This window comes from Carboxydocella thermautotrophica (assembly GCA_003054495.1).
Lineage (GTDB): Bacteria > Bacillota.
Genome location: CP028514.1, coordinates 1,960,386 through 1,980,051 on the forward strand (window position 1 = coordinate 1,960,386; position 19,666 = coordinate 1,980,051).

Sequence of the window (19,666 nt, forward strand, 5' to 3'; positions counted from 1 at the left end):
GAGTTTTACCGCCTCAAGTCATTCTTTTTCAGTACCAGGTCGCCCAGTTCAACCCCTAGATGAGCTGCTACCAGTGGGCATTTGGCCTTGAGCAAAAAATACGTTTTTTCACCAGCCAGTTCCGTACCCTCCAGAGACTCATAATTGGCCTGGCCTTTGGAAATAACCACATCAGCTTCAGCCATGGCCTGTAAAAACTCCTGTCCTGAACGTTCGGGAACTACGCCGAGAAAATTATTTCCGGTATCGATCACCCGGCACAACCGGGGCAAGCCAGCAGCTTCCGCATCCTCACGGGTAGCATCATTGAGAATGGGCCCGGCTTTGACACTGTAAGTTACCTCCAGGTCCAAAGCAAGCAATTGTTCCACCAGCAGAGAATCAAAAATGATTTCCCCGCTGTTATCCCCGATAATCAGCACCTTCCGGGCTGTGCGCAGATCCTGGGCCAGTGCCGGGAGATGGTAAATGGTAAAAGGTTCATGTAAAACTTGTCGAATGCTGGCCTCCAGGTCATAATCCTGCAATATCCCCAGATCCACTATATTACCGGCTACAGCCAGCTTAACTGCCAGTTCCAGCGGCCAATCCGCCTCACTGACCATTTCCCGCAGCAGGGGTAATAAGGCCAGGGCCTGCTCATTGGATTTTTCCTTGGCCTCCTGGAAAAGATCCCCGACCCCGGCCATTTCCTGCAAACGGTGCAATAACAGGGAAGAGTTTAAAGCCGGAGTGGCAGTCTTGTCCAGCTGCGGAATCTCAAGGAGAATCTGGTCCAGTATTTTACCCTGTTCTTCAGCGGGTATCTCACCGTGTTGCATGGCATTCAATACCTGGCGCAAATAACAGGGTACACACTCCAAGCTAACTTGCATCGATTAACCCCTCTCCATTAAACGTGCATGTTCTATTTTCAGGCAACGATCTGCTACGGTCTTAAGTCCTGCTGCAGCAGCCAGTTTTTCCGCTTCCTCATTTTGAATCCCCAGTTGTAACCAGAGAACTTTCGCCCCGATTTCCACTGCTTCCCGGGCTACTGGCACCACTTCTTCCGGTTTGCGGAAAACATCCACCACATCTACAGGTTCAGGAATGCTCTTCAGGTCAGGATAGGCTTTTTCCCCTAGCACCTCCTGCAAACGGGGATTGACGGGAATGATCCTGTACCCCTGGTCCTGCAGGTACTTTGCCACCCGGTAACTGGGCCGGTCTTCTTTGTCGGAAATGCCCACGATGGCAATTGTCCGCATCTCATCCAGAATTGCCTTAAGTTCCTGGTCAGTATACATACACCCGCCTCCTCTGAATATACTTAAATCTATTATACCCCTTTGCTTCCCCGGGTGGCAAATGATATACTTTATGCCAGGGGAAAGGAGGCAAAAGATGGCAAGAAACGGTATTATTCATTATCAGTATCTGTTTTCCCGGGACGAAGCAGAGATCGTCAACCTCTGGCAACAATTGAGTAACCGCCAGCTAGGTACAGAATCTCCTCCTGCCTGGGCCGATCTGGTCAATGAAAATGAACTTAATCTGTTAAAAGAAATAGTCATTCCCGCCGGCAGGGCACTTCTGTTCGAATTTGAAACCATAACGATTGTCGTACAATGGCTGGAAGGCTCACCAGCCCAGCTTCTGCCCGAAGTGGTGACTTCACCCGAAGATGCTGATTATCTTCTGGGCCAGACTACCCTGGTCGTCGCTCCGGCAGAGGAACTGGATTTGCCCCGGCCGCTTTTGCAGGAGACTGCCACTACAGTCACCAAATATGGCCTCTTGCGGCATAACTATGCAAATAGGCAGCACCATTATTATCACCTGCTCCCTGTAGCAGATCGCTCCCTGGAGCCTTTGGCCCTGAGGGACTTACCCCTGCTGGATCTGGGCTTTTTTTGCCTGAACCAGGAGCTGCGCTTGTTTAAAGACCAGAGAAAAATGATCACTCAAGACAAGCGGGAAATCGACCGCCGCCTGGCCAGCATTCTGCATAAACAGAAACAGCTGGAACAGCAATCGGAAAAAGAAAAAAGCCTCTTCTGGGAAGAAACCCTGCAGGAACTGGCCCAGCTCTATGGCACCCTGGGCAGTAATGCCCTGGTACTCAAGAATATTGAAGCCACTTTACAGCTGGATATCAACCGGCAGAGCAAAATTCTCCTGCGTTTAACCAAAGAAAGCGCCGGTCCTAAAGCACTGTTAACAGATGTATTGCCTGAGTTCAGTAACCAGCTCAAAGATTTCCATAATACTTCCCAGCAATTACAGCTTTCACTCCAGAACGCCAAAGCCGCCATTGATGTAGTCCAAACCCAGGTAGAACTGATTCATGCCAATGAAACAGTGCTGCTCCAGAAGGAAGGCCTCTCCCTGCAAGTAGCGGCCGCATTCATTGAGTTTATAGTGGTTATCTATTATAGCCTGTCCATCTGGAAAACCCTGACTCCAGAAACCACCTTTCATCACATTCCGGCCCTGCTCAAGCTAGCGGTAGTTGTGGGTTTTGCCAGTGCTGCTGTAGCAGTTACCCATTTTTCCGCGGAAAAATTCCAGGGCCACTCAGCAGCCAGAAGTAAGCTCAGAATTTCCCTGGCTCTCCTGGTTGCCCTATTTGGCCTTATGCTCTTTTTATCTGCCATTTATTAATAGCCTAAAAGCTTGACCGCTTTTATTCTTTCACGAATGCGTTTTTCGTGCTGTTCCTCCTCACGAACCAATTGTTCAAAGAGCAAGCGGGTTTCGGGATCGGCTGCCTGGGCAGCTGCTTCCCGGTATTTTTTTTGGGCTTCTATTTCCTCCTGTAATGCTTCTTCTAATGCTGTGAGCAAATCCATGGTTCTTTCCTCCCCCATTCATAGTCTTTCTTTATTATATATTGAATGGCAGCTCAATTAAAGGTAAATGGCTGGTAATTTTTTTACCCCGCGCCAGCGACTGTTCCCCTCCCTTTTTTGCTGATTTAATGCATATTTATTCACTTTTTTATATTTTTAGTCAAAAATAGTGGTAAGAAAGATTTTTATCACTGGAGGTGGACAGTTTGGAAGATCTTAAGCTGGATAACCTGTTGCAGGTAGAAACAAAATATGAGCCCCCGGCCAGAATTAAAGAAAATGCTGCCCTGCCCAATTACGAAGAAATCTATCCTTATTCCGTCAGCCAGCCGGAGGAATTCTGGGGCAAAGTAGCAGCTGAGCTGGAATGGTTTTCGCCCTGGGAAAAAGTCCTGGAATGGGAATATCCCAAACATCGCTGGTTTAGCGAGGGGAAATGCAATATTACCTATAATGCCCTGGACCGGCACCTCAATACCTGGCGGAAAAACAAGGCCGCCTTTATTTTCCTGGGTGAAGATGGCAGTGAACAGACTCTAACCTATGCCCAGCTCTATGACCGGGTCTGCCGTTTTGCCAATGGCCTGAAAGCCCTGGGCTTGCAAAAAGGCGACCGGGTCATTATCTACATGCCCCTGACCTTAGAAGGGGTAATCTCCATGCTGGCCTGTGCCAGGCTGGGAGCTATCCACAGTGTGGTTTATGCCGGTCTCGGCTTCGGTGCCCTGCGGGAACGGATTAACGACTCGCAGGCCAAACTGGTGATCACTGCCGATATCGGTTATCGCCGCGGCAAGGAAGTGGATCTCAAAAGCATAGTCGATCAAGCTCTGGAAGGGGTTAGCTGTGTTGAAAAAGTGATATTCTGGCAGCGTAAAACCGAAAAAGTGCCCCTGAAAGACAATGAAGTGGATTTCCTCACCCTCTTCAACCACAAACCCGATTGTCCCGCCGAAGTTATGGAAGCAGAAGATCCCCTCTTCATTCTCTACACCTCAGGCACTACCGGTAAACCCAAAGGAGTATTGCATGTCCACGGCGGCTACATGGTGGGCACTTACTATCATGCCCGGACTTTCATGGACCTCAAGGATGATGATATTTTCTGGTGTACTTCCGATATTGGCTGGATTGTAGGCCATTCCTATATTGTCTATGCGCCCCTGGTAGCGGGCATTACCACCGTTTTCCGGGAAGGGGCCCTGGATTATCCCAGTCCCGCCACTCCCTGGGAAATAGTAGAAAAATATAGGGTCTCCGTTATCTTTACCGCCCCCACTGCCATACGCCTGTTGATGAAATACGGGGATACCTATCCCAAAGAATACAACATGACTTCCCTGCGCCTGATTACCTGTGCTGGCGAGCCTCTGAACCCCGAGGCCTGGCGCTGGGCCTATGAAGTATTGCTTTCCAGCCAGGGCGGGTACATCGTGGATAACTGGTGGCAAACAGAGCTGGGCGGACCCACTCTGGGCACTCTGCCAGCCATGGCTGCCAAACCAGGGAAAGTGGGAGTCCCCCTGCCGGGAGTGGTGGCCGATGTAGTGGATTCAGCCGGTAATCCCCAGCCTCCTAACAAAGGCGGCTTGCTGGTCCTGAAAAACCCCTTCCCCCACATGCTGCGCACTGTTTTCGGTGATGATGAACGTTACAGCAAAACCTGGACCACTATTCCCGGCTATTATCTGACCGGGGATGTGGCAGTGAAAGATGAAGAAGGGTATTTCACCGTACTGGGCCGGGCTGATGATGTGCTGAACATTGCCGGCCATCGCATCGGTACTGCGGAAGTGGAAAGCGCTCTGGTCAGCCATCCCGCAGTAGCCGAAGCAGCCGCTATCGGCAAGCCCGATCCGGTTAAAGGAGAAGTACTGAAAGCTTTCGTCATCCTGAAACTGGGTTATGAGGGGACAGAGGAACTGAAAAAAGAGCTGGTCAACCACGTCCGCAATGAACTGGGCCCCATAGTAATTATCTCTGAACTGGATTTTGTCCCCAAATTGCCCAAAACCCGTTCTGGCAAAATCATGCGCCGTTTACTGAAAGCTCAGGAGCTAGGTCAGGATCCCGGTGACCTGACTACCCTGGAAGAATAAAGCATGGAAATTATCCCCTGGCTCTTCCGTAGAGAAGACCAGGGGATTAATTTATAATTGAAATGAAATGAATTTTTCAGTAAAATAAGGGTTAAGTCTTACCAGGAGGTGGAATGGATGTTGCAGAAATGGTTGAAGATCCTGAGCCAGTGGCTGTTGTTATATGGCATTTATCAACTGGGAAACTATCTGGCCTCCTTAACCCATGTGCCCATCCCGGGAAACGTGCTGGGCATGTTGCTGCTGTTTTTCGCTCTGGTCAGTGGCCTTATCCCCCTGGCCTGGATTGAAGCAGGAGCAAACCTTTTACTTAAACACCTGGCTTTTTTCTTTATTCCCATCTCCGTTGGCCTGATGGCCTGGGGGCATCTGTTCCGGCAGGCAGGCCTGCAGCTTTTTCTGGCCCTGCTAATTAGTGCCGCTGTTACCATCCTGGTAACAGGTTATACTGCCCAGCGTCTGGGCCGGAAGGAGGTTGAAGGCCAGTGATTACTTTTTTTTCCATCATTCTCACCATTTTATGTTACTGGTTCAGCCGCAAGCTGTTTTTGCGCACCGGGATTTCTCTGCTTAATCCAGTGATTGTTTCCACCACCATCATAATTCTCGTTTTAAGCAGTTTTAATCTCACTTTTGATGATTATAAACAGGCCAGGGACATCATGACCTTTCTGCTTGGTCCCGCAACAGTAGCCCTGGCCGTCCCTCTTTATCGCAATAGCCGTCTACTTAAAACCAATCTGGTCGGCTACCTGACAGCCATAGCCGCTGGAGCTGTCAGTTCCATGTTTACAGTGCTGGGAGTGGGCCTTTTCTTTCAGCTGCAGCGCACCATTTTGCTCTCCCTGGCCCCCAAATCAGTAACAGCACCTATCGCACTGGAAATTGCCAGGATTATCGGAGGTGATCCAGCTCTGGCCGTAGCCTTTGTGGTGGCTACCGGCATGATCGGCGCTGCCATTGGCCCCTGGTTGATGAATAAAACTGGAATAAATGATGCCGCTGCCCGGGGTCTGGCTCTGGGTACCACTTCCCATGGTCAGGGCACAGCCATTGCCCTGCAGGAAGGCGAAACCCAGGGTGCCCTGGCCGGAGTAGCCATGGCAGTGGCAGCCATCCTAACCTCCTTCCTGGCTCCCTGGATTGTGGCCTGGTTTTAGACATAGATGCGGGGCACCCTGCTGCTAACTGCACAAACCAGCTCGTAATTGATAGTATCCAGCATGCTGGCCAGTTCATCCACCGGCAATTCAGCCTGGCCCTGCCGGCCAAAAAGGACCACTTCCTCCCCGGCTGTTACCTGCTCCAGATGGGAGACCCGCACCATAAACTGATCCATACAAACCCGCCCTACCACCGGGCAGCGCTGGCCTTTGATCAGCACTTCGGCCCGGTTGGAAAGCCGGCGGTTATAGCCGTCAGCATAACCCAGCGGGATGGTAGCAATCCTTTCCCAGCCACTGGTGACATAGGTTGAGCCATAACTGATCCCGCTGCCAGGCCCCACTTCCTTAACATAGGCGATGCGCGCCTTCAAGGTCATCGCCGGACGCAGGGCCACTTTTTCCTTTTTCACTTCATCGGAAGGGTACAGGCCATAGAGGGCAATCCCGGCCCGTACCAGATCCAGATGGGCAGAGGGCATATCCAGAATAGCCCCGCTATTAGCAGTGTGTTTAAGAGGAATTTCCAGTCCCAGCTTTTCCAGCTGGTCCACAAAGTTGCGGAAGAGCTCCAGCTGCCTTAGAGCCGAAGTTTTATCCTTGCTATCACTGGAGGCGAAATGGGTATATATCCCCTCGATTTCCAGCCCTGGTAAGCGGGCTATCCGCAAAATTTCTTCCAGGGAACGGGGGTTGGTAGTGACAAACCCCAGCCTGCCCATGCCGGTATCCAGTTTAAGATGAATTTTGGCGGTTTTGCGCAGCTGTACTGCTGCCCAGGAGAGGGCTTCTGCTCCCTGGTAATCAAAAACAGTCTGAGTCAGGTTATATTTAACCACATCCAGAGCCCCATCAGGAGGCGTATAGCCCAGAATCAGGATGGGCACCCCGAAGGCGGCCCGTCTCAATTCAATGGCTTCCTGTAAAAGGGCCACCCCCAGGCGTTCTGCTCCGTTAGCCAGGGCTACCCGTGCCACTTCCACCGCCCCATGCCCGTAGGCATTGGCCTTGACAATTGCCATCAACCTGGCCCGGGGCTGGGTTACCCGCCTGAGTTCCCGCACATTATGTCCTATCGCTCCCAAATCTATTTCCGCCCAAACCGGCCGGCAATGCATTATTCTCCCTGCCTCTCTTCCCCATGGTGGTGGGGTTTTTTCATTCCCACCATCGCTTTTACCAGATCCGAGCGGGAAACAATTCCCACTACCTTGTGATTGCGCACCACCGGCAGGCGGTTGATTTTTTTCTCCACCATAATAGTGGCAATTTCCTCAATGGGTGTTTCTTCTACAATGCTGATTACATCCTCGGTCATAATATCCTTGACCCTGGTAGCAGTCATTTTCCGCAATTCTTCCTCCAGCCGGTGCGGGCTTTCAAAATAGATGACCCCGCCCAGCAGCTGAAAATAGGTAGGTACCCGCAATTTCTTGCTGCGGACGATAAAATCCCCTTCAGTCACTATCCCCACCAGTTTATTTTCATCATTTACCACCGGAACTCCGCTGATGCCTTTTTCCGCCAGCAAGCGGGCCACCTTTTCCACTGAATCTTCCAGATGCACAGTAATAACATCCCTGGTCATTATTTCCCTGGCCATCATAGCTTACTACCTCCCAACTGCCAAATTTCCCGGGATACTTTCCGTAAATAATTTACCACATCCAGTGCTGTCAACGCCAGCTCTCCCATTTCTTCGCGGGCCAGATCTCCGGCCCGGCCATGCAGCCAGGCCCCTGCTGCTGCTGCCTGTTCCGGCGACAGCCCCTGAGCCAGCAAAGCCCCAATCAAACCGGCCAGAACATCCCCGCTGCCCCCTGTAGCCATACCGGGGTTGCCGGTGGGATTGAAATAATAGCAGTTTTCCCCGGCCGCAATCAAGGTACGGGCGCCTTTCAGCACTATTACCGCCTGCCAGTTGCGCCAGGCCCGTTCCACCGCTGCCAGCCGGTCCTTTTGTACTTCAGCAGTGGTTAGGCCAGTGAGACGAGCCATTTCGCCAGGATGGGGAGTAAGAATAGTGCCTGGAGGCAATTGCAGTTTTTCCCCTGCTGCCGCCAGGTAGTTCAACCCATCCGCATCGATCACAGTCGGACAACCAATCCGCTCCAGTACCTGGCGAAACAAGCGGCCGGTCTCTTCCTCCTGTCCCAGTCCTGGCCCGATTACCACCGCCTGGGCTCCCGCCAGGCCAGCGGTGATTTCCTCCAGCGCCGCTTCCGCCAGGGTCCCGCTCGGGGTTTCCTCTGCCCCGCGGGTCAGGGCTGCCGGTACAGCCACTGCCACCCGGTCCTGCAGGGAACGGGGGACAATTACCTCTACCAGGCCTGCTCCTCCGTGCAAGGCGCCCAGAGTGGCCAGCACCGCAGCTCCCGACATGTTGCGGCTCCCCGCCACTACTACCACCTTACCATAGGTACCCTTATGGCCTTCCGCAGCCCGCCGGGGTAGCCAGCTGGCTACCAGTTCACCCTGCAGCAACTGCCGCCGGGCGATCACTTCCTTTTCCAGTACCGTTGGTATGGAGATATCCGCCACCAGCAGCTGACCGCAGAAACTGGCTCCCGGTTCTACCACCAGCCCTACTTTCGGATAGGCCATGGTGACGGTAGCAGTAGCCTTGATCGCCGGACCGTGAACATGCCCACTGGCTCCTTCTACCCCGGAAGGAATATCCACCGCCACAATCGGCTTCCCGCTGTCATTGACCAGATTAATAACCTGACCTACATATTCCGGCACCGAGCCCTGAAAACCGGTACCGTAAATGGCATCAATAATGATATCGGTATAGAGCAGGGCAACCTTGACGGTATTGAGACTGGACGGCTGCCCGGCATAATGGACTTTGTAACCCAGGTTATGTAATATCTCCAGGTTGAGGCGGGCATCGCCCCGGATTTCCTCAGGAGCTGCCAGAAGCAATGTTTTGACCTCCATACCCCGGTTGAGCAGATGGCGGGCCACTACCAGTCCATCCCCACCATTATTGCCTTTGCCCACCAGAATGGTAGCCCTTTTGCCCCGTAATTCCCCCAGCAATTTTTCCACAGCCTGTACCACCTGGACTCCGGCATTTTCCATCAACACTGCTCCAGGAATGCCCAGCTTCTTTATCGCCAGCTGATCCAGCTGTCTCATCTCCTCCGGTTTCAAAACCAGCATTTCAAACACCTGGTTCAAAAAACTTGACTGTTTTTATCTCCAGTCAAACCGGCCCCCAGACCAGGTCTTCGCCTCCTTTCCGGACATTTGATTTGCCCTCCGAGGGGCAGGGCGACAGGGGACCTCGGCCCGGGAGTCCCACCCGGAGCCCGAACGAAGAGGTTATCCTCTCCTGTACCCCAGGCTCGCCTTCGGAATGTCTTTCGGCACCCGCAGGTCGAAGTGAACTGGAGTAGAGGCGGCAAACTCACCGCCGTCCGGACCGTCCTGTTAGAACGCCTACCGGTTTTCCCGCTACCGGCTAAACGGGGTTACCGTAAGGACAGGGCAAGTTTTTTGAGGTCGTGCCAGACGGAGTAATATGCCTCCTGCTGCTGTCGGGCAAACCCGTTGTGCAATAGGAGCTTACCATCCAGCCACCTCAAGCAGGCCCTGACCCTGCGGGTCATCCCTTTTCCTTCCCTCGGTATATTAGGATTGACTTTACAGGTTAGGTCTTGCTTGATTTGGGTTACCAGTTGCTGAAGCTCTTTCGTTACCCGTTCCCTAAAGCCCATCGCCCGGCGGCCAATAACCAGTGCTGCAGCACAGTGTACCGGGACGGCATAACGCTCCATGTACTTCCAGTAACCTATGGTGGACGTGTGCCGGGCAGGTACAAGCTCGAAGGGTATCCTTTCCTTGACAGCCCTTCTGCACACCGCTTCCACCATCTTCGCAAAGGGAAAGTTTGCAGCCATGCGGTTAAACTTTTTACTGGTATCCAGTCTGTCCTTGCCGAAGTCCAGGTTTTCTAAAACAATGGGTTTGCCTAAAAAGAAAGCTATATCTACCACTACTTTGGCTAAAACGCCTATCAGGTAATCCCGCCGGAAGCCGGAAGCATAAGCCAGGTCGGGTATCCTGATGTGGAGAAAGCCGTTCGGGTGAGTAATAACCTGAAATTCTCCTTTATACTTTCCCAGGTTACCGGGGTGTGGTATAGTAAAGTTTTCCGGCCATGGTTCCGGCTGCCCTGAATGTCCAACATTGCATAAGGCCACTCCGTCGGGGTTGGTGTCCAGTGCCAAACAACCTTTGGTAAAGCTGGGCTTCTGCCCCCCGCCAAGTTCAAAGGTCAGATGCACTATATAGCGCCCCTCCGAAGTGCGGATTAGCTCTACTGTGTAAGGCAGCTTCATAGCAAGCCATATTCGTACAAGGTCCCGGTGCTTCTCCGGAAGCCACAAATTTCCTTCTACTCTGGGAGCACGGCTCATCTTCGGGCGGCCAAGGGCGTCCTCGCCTACCTTCTCCGAGAGGTGGGAGATGGTCACCGCCAGGTAGAACTCCCCCTCCCGATAAGTTACCTTTATATTCGGGTTACCACCTTTGGTTTCATCCCCACGGGAATAAAGTCGGTTCCTGCGGGCGTTCCGCCACTCCTCCCGCTTGGCCCGCCCCTTGCAGATCCTTTCCCAGAGTTTTCTGCCGCCAAAGACTACCTTTGGTATCGTGCCGTTCTGCCGGTGGGCATCAAGCTCAGCCAGCTTTTTCTCCAAAGACGCTACCCGGTTGTTCCGCCCTTTGACTACCAGGCGGAGTTTTCCAACAATTTCCGTGGCATCGCCTTTTCCCTCTGCCTTCGCCAGCTTCTTCATGACTGTGCCGAGCTTCTTCCTCGCCCGGTGCAGCTTGTTTTTGGTCTCTTCAATCTCCAGCTCCAGCAGCTTTTTTTGGGAGTCTAGCACGGCCTGCGCCTTTAGCCTGGCATCATCTGCATACCGGGAGTTAAGCCCGAAGAGTTCCTGCCCCAGCTTCTTGGTCTTATCTCGGGATGCACCCTCTTGTAGACGGTTGAAGGCCCAACGCTGACAGGCACAGAAAAGACGCATCTCCGTTTTAAGGGGATCTTCTTCGCCTCGGCTGAACTTTCCCGACCGGAAGGCCGGATAGACCTCCGGAAAGAACTCCCCGCATATCGTCATGCTAAATTTGTCCTTTTTCTGTTTCTTCGGCATCTCTTATCAGCTCCCGAAAGCCTTGCCGGATTTTTCTGCCGCCCCTTGCACCATACAGCCTGGCTGAAAAAGTACAGTTAAGTACAGTCAATTACAGTATAGTTTTTAGAAACTGTTGCAATCCTCCTGGTTTCCTTAGAGCCAGAGCAAAAGCCACCGCATACTCCTGACAGTGGGATAGGGAAAGCTGAATCTCCCCTATGCCCAGGCGGCGGGCCTGCTGCTCCGCCTCCCCGGTCAGTCTCACCACCGGACGGCCTGTTTCGCTACGCCCTATCTCGATATCCTGCCAGGAGACCACTCCCAGGCCTGTCCCCAGCGCCTTGGCCACCGCCTCTTTGGCAGCAAAACGAGCTGCCAGTACAGCCATCCTATCCCGCCGTCCTTCATAAATCCTTTTTTCAGCGGCCGTCAGCACCCGCTGGCTAAAGCGGCCACCGCTTTTTTCTTCTGCCCGCCTGATGCGCTCTATGGCAATGATATCGGTACCGATGCCGACAATCACTTTCCCACCTCCGCAAAAGCCGACCCCCAGCGCATCTGCTGGGGGTAAGCTGTTCAAACCTACATGCCGAGAATTTTCTTCAGTTTTTTGGCATTGGCCCGGCTGACGGGAACCTCGCTTTTTTCCTGGTCTTCTACGATCAAGGTATAGGTGCCATTGAAGAATGGCACAATTTCCCTGACTTTATGCAAATTGACAATATAACAACGATGAGTGCGGAAAAAGACCTGGGGATTGAGGCGTTTTTCCAGTTCCTTCAGGGTGTATCTGGTAAAAAGTCTGTCCGAAAAGGTTTTAATATAAACATAGTCCTGTTCTGTAAAAGCATAAATGATATCCGCTTCATTGACCAGCACCGTTTTACCCTGTTTTTCCGCCGGAATGCGGTCAATTTTGATATTGCCGGGCACCGGACCTAAAGCTGGTCCATCATCAGCACCCCTTTCTTCCGCTCCGGCTTCATCTGCTTTTTGCTGTTGTTGCAAGATGGCTTTTTCCACTTTGGCAATAGCCCGGGCCAGCCGCTTTTCATCAATGGGTTTGAGCAGATAATCAATGGCCTCGACATCAAAAGCCTTAACTGCGTATTCATCATAGGCAGTAACAAAAATGATTTTGGGGGGTTTGGGCAATTCCCGAATCCGGGCCCCCAGCTCCAGGCCGTTCATGCCAGGCATTTCAATATCCAGGAACAAAATGGAGTAATCCAGGGCCTTAATCAGAGTCATAGCCTCCTGAGCATTGGTTGCCTCCCCTACCACCTCGACATTATCAAACTGCTGCAAGAGAAAACGCAGCTCTTTCCGGGCCGGATATTCATCATCTACGATTAAAGCCTTCAACTTCATGCCTTTCCCCTCCCACATGTTTCTCTTTCAGTAAGGGTACCCGTACCGTAACAGTAGTGCCTTTGCCCTCTTCGCTGACTATCTTCAGGCCGTGGTCTTCCCCAAACAGGCCTTTCAGGCGTTCATGGACATTGGACAAACCTACCCCGTTGCCAGAGCCATAACCAGGGGTCAGAACCAGGGGCAGTTTTTCCCTGGGTATGCCCACTCCATCATCCCGGATCACGATTTCCAGCTCACCATCCACCTTGCGGGCAGAAATCTGCACTGCTCCTTTGCCCATTTTGGGTGTAATGCCATGCTTGATGGCATTTTCCACCAGCGGCTGGATGGTCAACACCGGCACCTGATACTGCAATAACTCGGGGTCAATATCCCGCAGGATTTTTAACTTTTCCCTGAAACGCGCTTTCTCCAGAACCAGATAGGTATTGACATATTCCAGCTCTTCTTCTAAAGTATTGAACATTTGATGTTTTTTCAAGGCATGGCGGAAAAAAGCGGCCAGGCGGATTAATAGGCGCCGGGCTGTTTCGGGATTGGTACGGCTGAACATAATGATAGTATTAAGAGTATTAAAAAGAAAATGGGGGTTAATCTGGGCATGCAGTGCCTGAAGCTCGGCACTGGTCACCAGCTGGGCCTGCCTGTCCAGCTCCGCCAGTTCCATCTGTACCGCCAGAAGCTGGGCAATCCCCACTGCCAGTTTGATGACATGGGGCGGAATTTTGCCCTGTTTGGTCTGGTAGAGCTTGACACATCCCACCACTTTCCCCTGGCATTTCAAAGGGGCGATAACCGCTGCTTCCAGGGGACAGTCACAATCCTTGACCGGGCAGCGCAAATTCTCCTTGTTCTCTACGATTTTTAGTTCACCTGTAGCAATCACCTGTTTGGTGGCATGGGTCAAAATCAAACGTCCCGGCTGATGTCGTTCACACCCGGCTCCCACATAGGCCAGCACCTTTTCCCGGTCGGTAATGGCCACAGCGGCTACATCAGAGATCTTCTGAATAATTTCCGCCGTCTTGCGGGCCGTTTCCTCATTCAGCCCCCGGCGCAAGACCGGCAGGGTTTCATTGGCGATTTGCAGGGTAGGGTCCACCGGCTGGTCATCCAGACGTACTGTCACAACCCTGCGCCTGGCGGCATAATCCAGAGCGATGTAGGCTCCGACTCCGTTTATTATCGCCAGAAAACCACCGGTTAACCAGAGGTTGCTGTTAAATCCAGCCAGGAGGAAGAGGGTTTCCAGCAGGGTAATTCCTAATCCAATGGCAATTGCCTGTCCAACTCGCATGCCCTCACCTCAATATGCTTCAGGATATTAAACTGTATATTCTACTTACAAGGTTTTTTTCCTTTTAATTTTTATTATACTACAGTTTTTTTCTTTTTCCCACAAAAAAAAGGGGGATTACCCCCCCGATTACCGGAATCAACTTCTTTCCACCTTGCATTATTTTCTCATCCGCTGCCCCCGGGACGAAAAAAATCACTAAACACCTCTGCCAGCTGGGATTGAGGCAAATCAAAAACTGTACCCGTTTCCGGCAAAACTTCTTCCCGGAAGAAGGCGGGCAGGTCATCATCCTCCGGTCCGAAGCCGGCCTGGCGGTTGAATTCCAGTTCCATGGCCAGTACCTCTTTGCCCAGCTCCAGCAAATCCCGCTCATGCCAGGTGTTGCCATTGAAGTAGGTGAGTTGCTGGGCCAGGGGACCCACGTTATCCGGCGTGGGACCAACAAAAATACATACTCCCAGGGCATCACAGGCAGCACTGATTATCTGCAGCTGCCGGCTTAAGTCCACCTGGCCAGCAGCTTGCTTTGTATCCAGACCACCCCGGCCTGGCAAACAGTTCCCGGCAGTATGATCCGCTCCCATGGGCGAGGTAGCATAGGTTACACCTGTTCCCTTGAGGGCCCGCGGATCATAGGCAGAGAGGCTCTGGCCCTTGACTGCAGGTACCCTTTTTACCCCCAGCACCTTGCCAACGGTAGCCGCTCCCTGTCCCAGCAGACGGCCCCGCACCGTCCCGGCCCCCACTTCTTTCAGCAATTCCTCCACCCCGGCAGTATCACCGAAGGCAAGCAGACCGCCTTCCATGGCTACCCCCAGAGCAGCGCCTGTTTCCATGGTATCCATGCCCAGGTCATCACAGAGCCGGTCAAAACGGGCAACGGCATCAATATCTCCAATCCCCAGGTTGGACCCCAGGAGACAGAGGGTTTCATATTCCAGTGCGGAAGTGAGATACTGGCCCTGTTCATCATGATAGATGTTGGAACAGCGGATAACACAGCCCCGGTGACAGGCATGAGCTGTGCGGCCACCCCGGGCGGTAGCCCTGGCCTCCAGTTCCTCTCCGGACAGTTTTTCCGCCAGTTCAAACCGTCCCTGTCGGTAATTGCGGGTGGGTAACCCGCCGATCCCATTGATGACATTAACCAGCATGGCAGTACCAAACCGGGTCAGGGCTTTTTTGCCCTTGATCAGCCCTTCCGACCAGGCCCGCATGGCAGCAGTAAATTGCTCCGGCTGAGCGGCGGGCCGGGAAACGCCATCCTTGCCCACCAGCACAATGGCCTTCAGCCCCTTGCTGCCCATCACTGCCCCCATGCCCCCGCGGCCGGCATGACGGGAAGGCAATCCTTCCCGGTTGGTCACCGCCACAGAAGCCACCGGCAAAGCCAGTTCCCCCACCGGTCCAATGCTGATTACCGCCGCTTCAGGCCCATATTCAGCCAGCAACCGGGCCGCCGTCTGGTAATTCCCCAGCCCAGCCAGCTGGGGCCGCAGTTCCAGAACTGCTCCATCGCCTTTTACCAACAGCACTGCTGGCCCATTCTCAGCCTTTCCTTCAATGATTATCCCGCGATAACCCAGCCGGGCCAGGCGCTGGGCCGCTGTTCCGCCTACATTGCTCTCTTTTATGGTGCCAGTTAAAGGGCTTTTGGCCCCGATGGACAAGCGCCCGGAACAGGGTACCCCGCTGCCTGCCAGCAAGCCCGCTGCCAGCACCAGTTTATTGCCTGGAGACAAGGGATCCACCTTTGGATTTACTTCTGCGCGCAACACAGCAGCGGTCAACGCCCTGCCCCCGTATTTTTGCCAGGCTTCCGGCAGATTTTCTTCCTTGATCATCTGACGTCCCAGGTCAATGCGTAACAGTTTATCCACTCCTATTACCCCCTTTTGTGCTGCCACAGCCCTGGCCGCCGGTTCCACTTCCTCAAAACTCTCTAGACATATCTGTCCTCCCGGCACTTTAGTTTTAGAAGGGCCGGTTCACTCCGTTTTCCAGCAGCCACCTGGAGATAATTTCTCTCTGAATCTGGCTGGTTCCTTCTACAATTTGCAATTGTTTAGCATCCCGGATATAGCGCTCCAGGGGATAATCCTTCATATATCCGTAGCCTCCCAGCAGCTGGGCACAATCAATCGCCACCCGCATGGCCATATCGGTGGGATAAATCTTGGACATGGAGAGCAAACCGGCATATTCTCTGGTAATCTTACCTTGATCGATCAGGAAAGCTGCCTGATAAACCAGCAGGCGGGCCGCTTCGATTTGGGTAATCATGTCAGCCATCATCCAGCGCAGCCCTTGTTTATCCGCCAGGGGCCCGCCAAAGGCATGGCGTTGTTTGGTATATTCCAGGGCATAGGCCAGTGCCCCCTGAGCCAACCCCAGTCCCCGGGCTCCTACCACCGGCCGCATGGAATTGAGGGTTTGCATGGCAAGCTTGAAGCCTTCATTTTCCTGACCCAGCAGATTTTCTGCCGGTACCCGCACATTTTCAAAGATCACTTCACACAGAGGCACACCCCTTACTCCCATTTTGTTTTCATGCCGTCCGATGGAAAAACCAGGGGTACTGGTATCGACAATAAAAGTCGACATACCGCGGTGTTTGGCTTCCGGTTTGGTTTTGGCGAAGACAGTAACATAGTCAGCCATGGAGGCCCCGGAAATAAACTGCTTACGGCCATTCAGGATATAATAGTCCCCGTCCCGGACAGCGGTCATCTTGATGTTAGCTGCATCAGAGCCAGCAGTAGGCTCGGTCAGACAGAAGGAAGCCCGTTTTTCACCTGTTGCCACCGGTGTAAGGTATTTTTTCTTCTGTTCCGGTGTCCCGGCAATGCGAATCGGCAATGTGGGTAAGTAGGTGAGTAACAGGATCAGGCCGGAGCTGCAACAGTATTTGGCCACTTCTTCAATGGCAATACAGAGCCCGGTAGCTCCCATCCCTGAGCCGCCGTATTCCTCCGGGAAGCTGACCCCCAGCAAACCCGTTTCCTTGAATACCTCCCAGATGTCATAGGGGTACTGACCGGTTTCATCGATTTCTGCCGCCCGCGGAGCCACTTTCTCCTCGGCGATGCGCCGTACCGTCTGGCGCAGCATTTGTTGTTCCTCGGTGAAATAGAAATTCATCCTTGTTACCTCCATGTTCTGATTATCGGAACAATGTTCCTTTTTGTAATAGTTCTATTCTTCCCCTGGAGCCATTGCCCATAACAAGTTTCCCGAAAGGCACGTACTGAGACAAATAGGCTAACAAAAAGGAGACAACCGCCGTTAATCCAAAACTTATCAGCGTCATTTCCAGATAATTGGACGGAGTAGCCCAGGTTAGCTGTTTGACAATATAGTCCAGGGCCAGGGCATGAACCAGATAGGCTCCAAAGGAATAGCGACCTATCCCGTTCAGAATTTGTTGAAGCAGTGGATTATATTTCGTCACTAATAAGGCTAACCCATAAATCAGCAGAATCGAGGAGACGGTATAAAAAAACATGGAGGGCTTTAAGCTAGTAGATATAGCCAGATTAACGACTCCGTTTCTTGCTCCCTGGAGAAGCTCTAAACTAATCCACAAGAATAGCCCGGCAAAAGCCACACTATTACCGGCCAGGGTGCGCAGCACAAGGTCACGCCATTTCACCAATGCAAAGGCCGCCAAGCTACCAAGAACAAAGTAAAAACTATAGTAAAGAAAATTTATAGACCTGTATTTGATAAAAATTAGCTGCAGCAAACTCGATTCAAATTTAAAATATCCACCCGGAACTATGTAAGCGGAAAACCCCATCAAAGCAGTATACAATAAAGCAGCCATTCCCAGTATTATGTACAGGCTTTTATAGCTCTGGACTCTTGGTCTCAGCCAGCGATAAATGGGCAATATCAAGGGATAGAAGAGATATACCTGAAAAATCATTACTACAAACCAGAGATGGTAAGCGGCACTACCCGTTGCCAGTTGTTGCATGAATCGTATCAACCCGGGAGAATCCAGAGGTAATTTCTCATAGTAATGGTAATAATACAACAACGACCAGAAGAGATAGGGAAACAAAATTTCCCGGCTCCGTTTTTTAATAAAACCTGCATAGTCAAGTTGCTCATAGTAATTGTAAAGCAATCCAACTCCGGAAATAAAGACAAACATCGGGACTGCAAATTTCACCAGATTAAACAGCAATCCCAGAATCAGAGCCGCTTCCTGGTATATATCCAGTTTGCGGATAAAAATCCCAATCGCATGTTGCAAAACCACACCCAGAAAAGCGACTCCCCGTAATATATCTAACTCCGCAATTCTTTCCCTGTCAGTTGTCATCCGTTCCCCGCCTTCTTGATTGTTAAAATCCTGGCCACTTGTTCAGCCGTCTCTACCAGTAGCTCCCGGCCGCGTTCCATGGCTTCTGCCAGAGCCATCGGCCCCCTGACAATAGAAAAGTAGGCGGTAATACCAGCAGTAAGGGTTTTTTCCGCCCCCGGCCCGATGGACCCGGCCAGCACAATTACGGGCTTACCTTTAGCCATAGCCGCCACTCCTACCGGAACTTTGCCATAAACCGACTGACCATCCAGCTGACCTTCCCCGGTGATAACCAGCTCTGCCCAATCTATCCACTCCTGCAACCGGCATTGCCGGGCAATCAAGGGAAAGCCCGGTTGCAAACGAGCTCCCAGGAAAGCCACCAGACCGCCACCCAGTCCCCCTGCCGCCCCGGCACCGGGTAAATCAGCAATTGCTACTCCCAGTTCTCCTTCCACTACTTTTGCCAGGCGAGTTAAACCTGCTTCCAGGATTTCCACCTGCTCAGCAGTTGCTCCTTTCTGCGGCCCATAGATCCGGCTGGCCCCCTGGGGACCAATTAACGGATTGGTCACATCACAGGCCACCAGGATTTCCACCTCTTTGATTCGAGGGTCAAGGCCCGAGAGGTCCACCTGCCACAGATTGACCAGGGCCCCTCCTCCGGGAGGCAATTCCCGGCCCTCCTGGTCCAGGAAGCGGGCCCCCAGGGCGGTAGCCATGCCCGTTCCGCCATCATTGGTGGCACTGCCACCGATACCAATAATCAGCCGCCGGCAACCGCGATCCAGGGCTGCCTTAATCAACTGGCCTGTACCAGAGGTAGTGGTCAGCAGGGGATTGCGTTCCGCTACCGGTACCAGATGTAGCCCGGAAGCAGCTGCCATTTCGATAACCGCTGTTCGGCCCTCATTCAGCAAGCCGTAAAAAGCCTGTACCGGCCGGTCCAGGGGGCCCCGCACAACGCAATCTACCTTTTCCCCGCCCACCGCGGTCAGCAGCGCCTCTACTGTCCCTTCACCCCCATCAGCAATGGGTATCAGTTTTATCTCATCCTGCGGCCGCACCCTTTGCCAGCCGCTCCGAATGGCTTCTGCCACCGCCGTGGCCGACAAACTTCCTTTAAAAGAATCAGGCACGATCAGTACTCTCATGATGACTATCACCCTTGCAAAAAATTTTTGTTTCGCTGTATATTATCTTATCCGCTGGAGACAATAATGAACGGAAAGGGTTCGTAATGGCCGAGCCAAGACTGTTACCGGGTCGCAAGGCTCAGTAATAGTCGGCCAAAGGTCAATACAGGGTCGGATAAGGCTCTGTATTGGCCGGCGGGCAGACTGTCCAGTGTCCTGTCAGGCTCTATCATGGTCCGAAGGATCATGGTAGGGTCAAAAGGGATGCCGGGTGGTCGAGCTAAGATCATTACTGGTT

General features: G+C 52.6%; 18 protein-coding genes. 4 read left to right on the forward strand and 14 right to left on the reverse strand.

Translation table 11 applies throughout. From position 1 onward, the window contains the following. Positions 1-5: 5 nt before the first annotated feature. Positions 6-875, reverse strand: coding sequence for a damage-control phosphatase ARMT1 family protein (locus CTH_RS09760; protein ID WP_078664528.1), 870 nt, complete (start codon positions 873-875; stop codon positions 6-8). 3 nt (positions 876-878) lie between these two features. After that, on the reverse strand, positions 879-1,289 hold the full coding sequence (locus tag CTH_RS09765) for a CoA-binding protein (protein WP_078664527.1): 411 nt from the start codon (positions 1,287-1,289) through the stop codon (positions 879-881). A gap of 97 nt (positions 1,290-1,386) precedes the next feature. Between CTH_RS09765 and CTH_RS09770 the strand changes: the two genes are divergently transcribed. Further along, positions 1,387-2,646: a hypothetical protein gene (locus CTH_RS09770; RefSeq protein ID WP_107753734.1), complete on the forward strand. Its 1,260-nt coding sequence runs from the start codon at positions 1,387-1,389 to the stop codon at positions 2,644-2,646. On the opposite strand, the gene CTH_RS09775 is transcribed toward CTH_RS09770, so the two are convergent. Further along, positions 2,643-2,834 carry a ferritin family protein gene (locus CTH_RS09775; RefSeq protein ID WP_159071917.1) on the reverse strand — a complete coding sequence of 64 codons (192 nt, stop codon included), beginning with the start codon at positions 2,832-2,834 and terminating at the stop codon, positions 2,643-2,645. The genes CTH_RS09770 and CTH_RS09775 overlap by 4 nt on opposite strands. 197 nt (positions 2,835-3,031) lie before the next feature. Here CTH_RS09775 and acs point away from each other — a divergent pair, with 197 nt between their 5' ends. From acs to CTH_RS09790, 3 genes are all read left to right on the forward strand, one after another. Beyond that, the gene (gene acs, locus CTH_RS09780; protein WP_318262671.1) at positions 3,032-4,933 is read left to right on the forward strand and encodes an acetate--CoA ligase; all 1,902 of its coding nucleotides are present in this window, start codon (positions 3,032-3,034) and stop codon (positions 4,931-4,933) included. 117 nt (positions 4,934-5,050) lie between these two features. Continuing rightward, entirely contained in the window at positions 5,051-5,422 is a 372-nt protein-coding gene (locus CTH_RS09785; RefSeq protein ID WP_318262672.1) for a CidA/LrgA family protein, read from the forward strand. After that, the gene (locus CTH_RS09790) at positions 5,419-6,093 is read left to right on the forward strand and encodes an LrgB family protein (protein ID WP_078664524.1); all 675 of its coding nucleotides are present in this window, start codon (positions 5,419-5,421) and stop codon (positions 6,091-6,093) included. The genes CTH_RS09785 and CTH_RS09790 overlap by 4 nt, the downstream gene beginning before the upstream one ends. Here CTH_RS09790 and alr read toward each other — a convergent pair. The 11 genes from alr to CTH_RS09845 all read right to left on the reverse strand — a co-directional run bounded on the left by alr (position 6,090) and on the right by CTH_RS09845 (position 19,386). Next, a complete protein-coding gene (gene alr / locus CTH_RS09795; RefSeq protein WP_078664523.1) occupies positions 6,090-7,214 on the reverse strand; it encodes an alanine racemase in 1,125 nt (374 codons plus the stop codon). The genes CTH_RS09790 and alr overlap by 4 nt on opposite strands. Further along, a complete protein-coding gene (locus tag CTH_RS09800) occupies positions 7,214-7,702 on the reverse strand; it encodes a CBS domain-containing protein (RefSeq protein ID WP_078664522.1) in 489 nt (162 codons plus the stop codon). Before CTH_RS09800 ends, alr begins: the two co-directional genes overlap by 1 nt. Then, the gene (locus CTH_RS09805) at positions 7,699-9,264 is read right to left on the reverse strand and encodes an NAD(P)H-hydrate dehydratase (protein ID WP_078664521.1); all 1,566 of its coding nucleotides are present in this window, start codon (positions 9,262-9,264) and stop codon (positions 7,699-7,701) included. Before CTH_RS09805 ends, CTH_RS09800 begins: the two co-directional genes overlap by 4 nt. 311 nt (positions 9,265-9,575) lie before the next feature. Beyond that, complete coding sequence (locus CTH_RS09810; RefSeq protein ID WP_107753736.1) at positions 9,576-11,264, reverse strand: transposase; 1,689 nt, start codon at positions 11,262-11,264, stop codon at positions 9,576-9,578. 91 nt (positions 11,265-11,355) lie between these two features. Further along, a complete protein-coding gene (gene acpS, locus CTH_RS09815; protein WP_174183024.1) occupies positions 11,356-11,769 on the reverse strand; it encodes a holo-ACP synthase in 414 nt (137 codons plus the stop codon). A 59-nt stretch (positions 11,770-11,828) separates the two neighbouring features. Continuing rightward, positions 11,829-12,617 (reverse strand): LytR/AlgR family response regulator transcription factor, encoded by a 789-nt coding sequence (locus tag CTH_RS09820; protein WP_078664519.1) that lies wholly within the window; start codon positions 12,615-12,617, stop codon positions 11,829-11,831. Next, positions 12,589-13,917: a histidine kinase gene (locus CTH_RS09825; RefSeq protein ID WP_078664518.1), complete on the reverse strand. Its 1,329-nt coding sequence runs from the start codon at positions 13,915-13,917 to the stop codon at positions 12,589-12,591. The genes CTH_RS09820 and CTH_RS09825 overlap by 29 nt, the downstream gene beginning before the upstream one ends. Positions 13,918-14,084: 167 nt before the next feature. After that, on the reverse strand, positions 14,085-15,800 hold the full coding sequence (locus tag CTH_RS09830; RefSeq protein WP_107754315.1) for an aldehyde ferredoxin oxidoreductase C-terminal domain-containing protein: 1,716 nt from the start codon (positions 15,798-15,800) through the stop codon (positions 14,085-14,087). A gap of 94 nt (positions 15,801-15,894) precedes the next feature. After that, on the reverse strand, positions 15,895-17,061 hold the full coding sequence (locus CTH_RS09835; RefSeq protein WP_107753738.1) for an acyl-CoA dehydrogenase family protein: 1,167 nt from the start codon (positions 17,059-17,061) through the stop codon (positions 15,895-15,897). Positions 17,062-17,083: 22 nt separating this feature from the next. Further along, positions 17,084-18,250 carry an acyltransferase gene (locus tag CTH_RS09840; protein WP_107753740.1) on the reverse strand — a complete coding sequence of 389 codons (1,167 nt, stop codon included), beginning with the start codon at positions 18,248-18,250 and terminating at the stop codon, positions 17,084-17,086. After that, the gene (locus CTH_RS09845; protein WP_107753743.1) at positions 18,247-19,386 is read right to left on the reverse strand and encodes a glycerate kinase; all 1,140 of its coding nucleotides are present in this window, start codon (positions 19,384-19,386) and stop codon (positions 18,247-18,249) included. The genes CTH_RS09840 and CTH_RS09845 overlap by 4 nt, the downstream gene beginning before the upstream one ends. Positions 19,387-19,666: the final 280 nt, after the last annotated feature.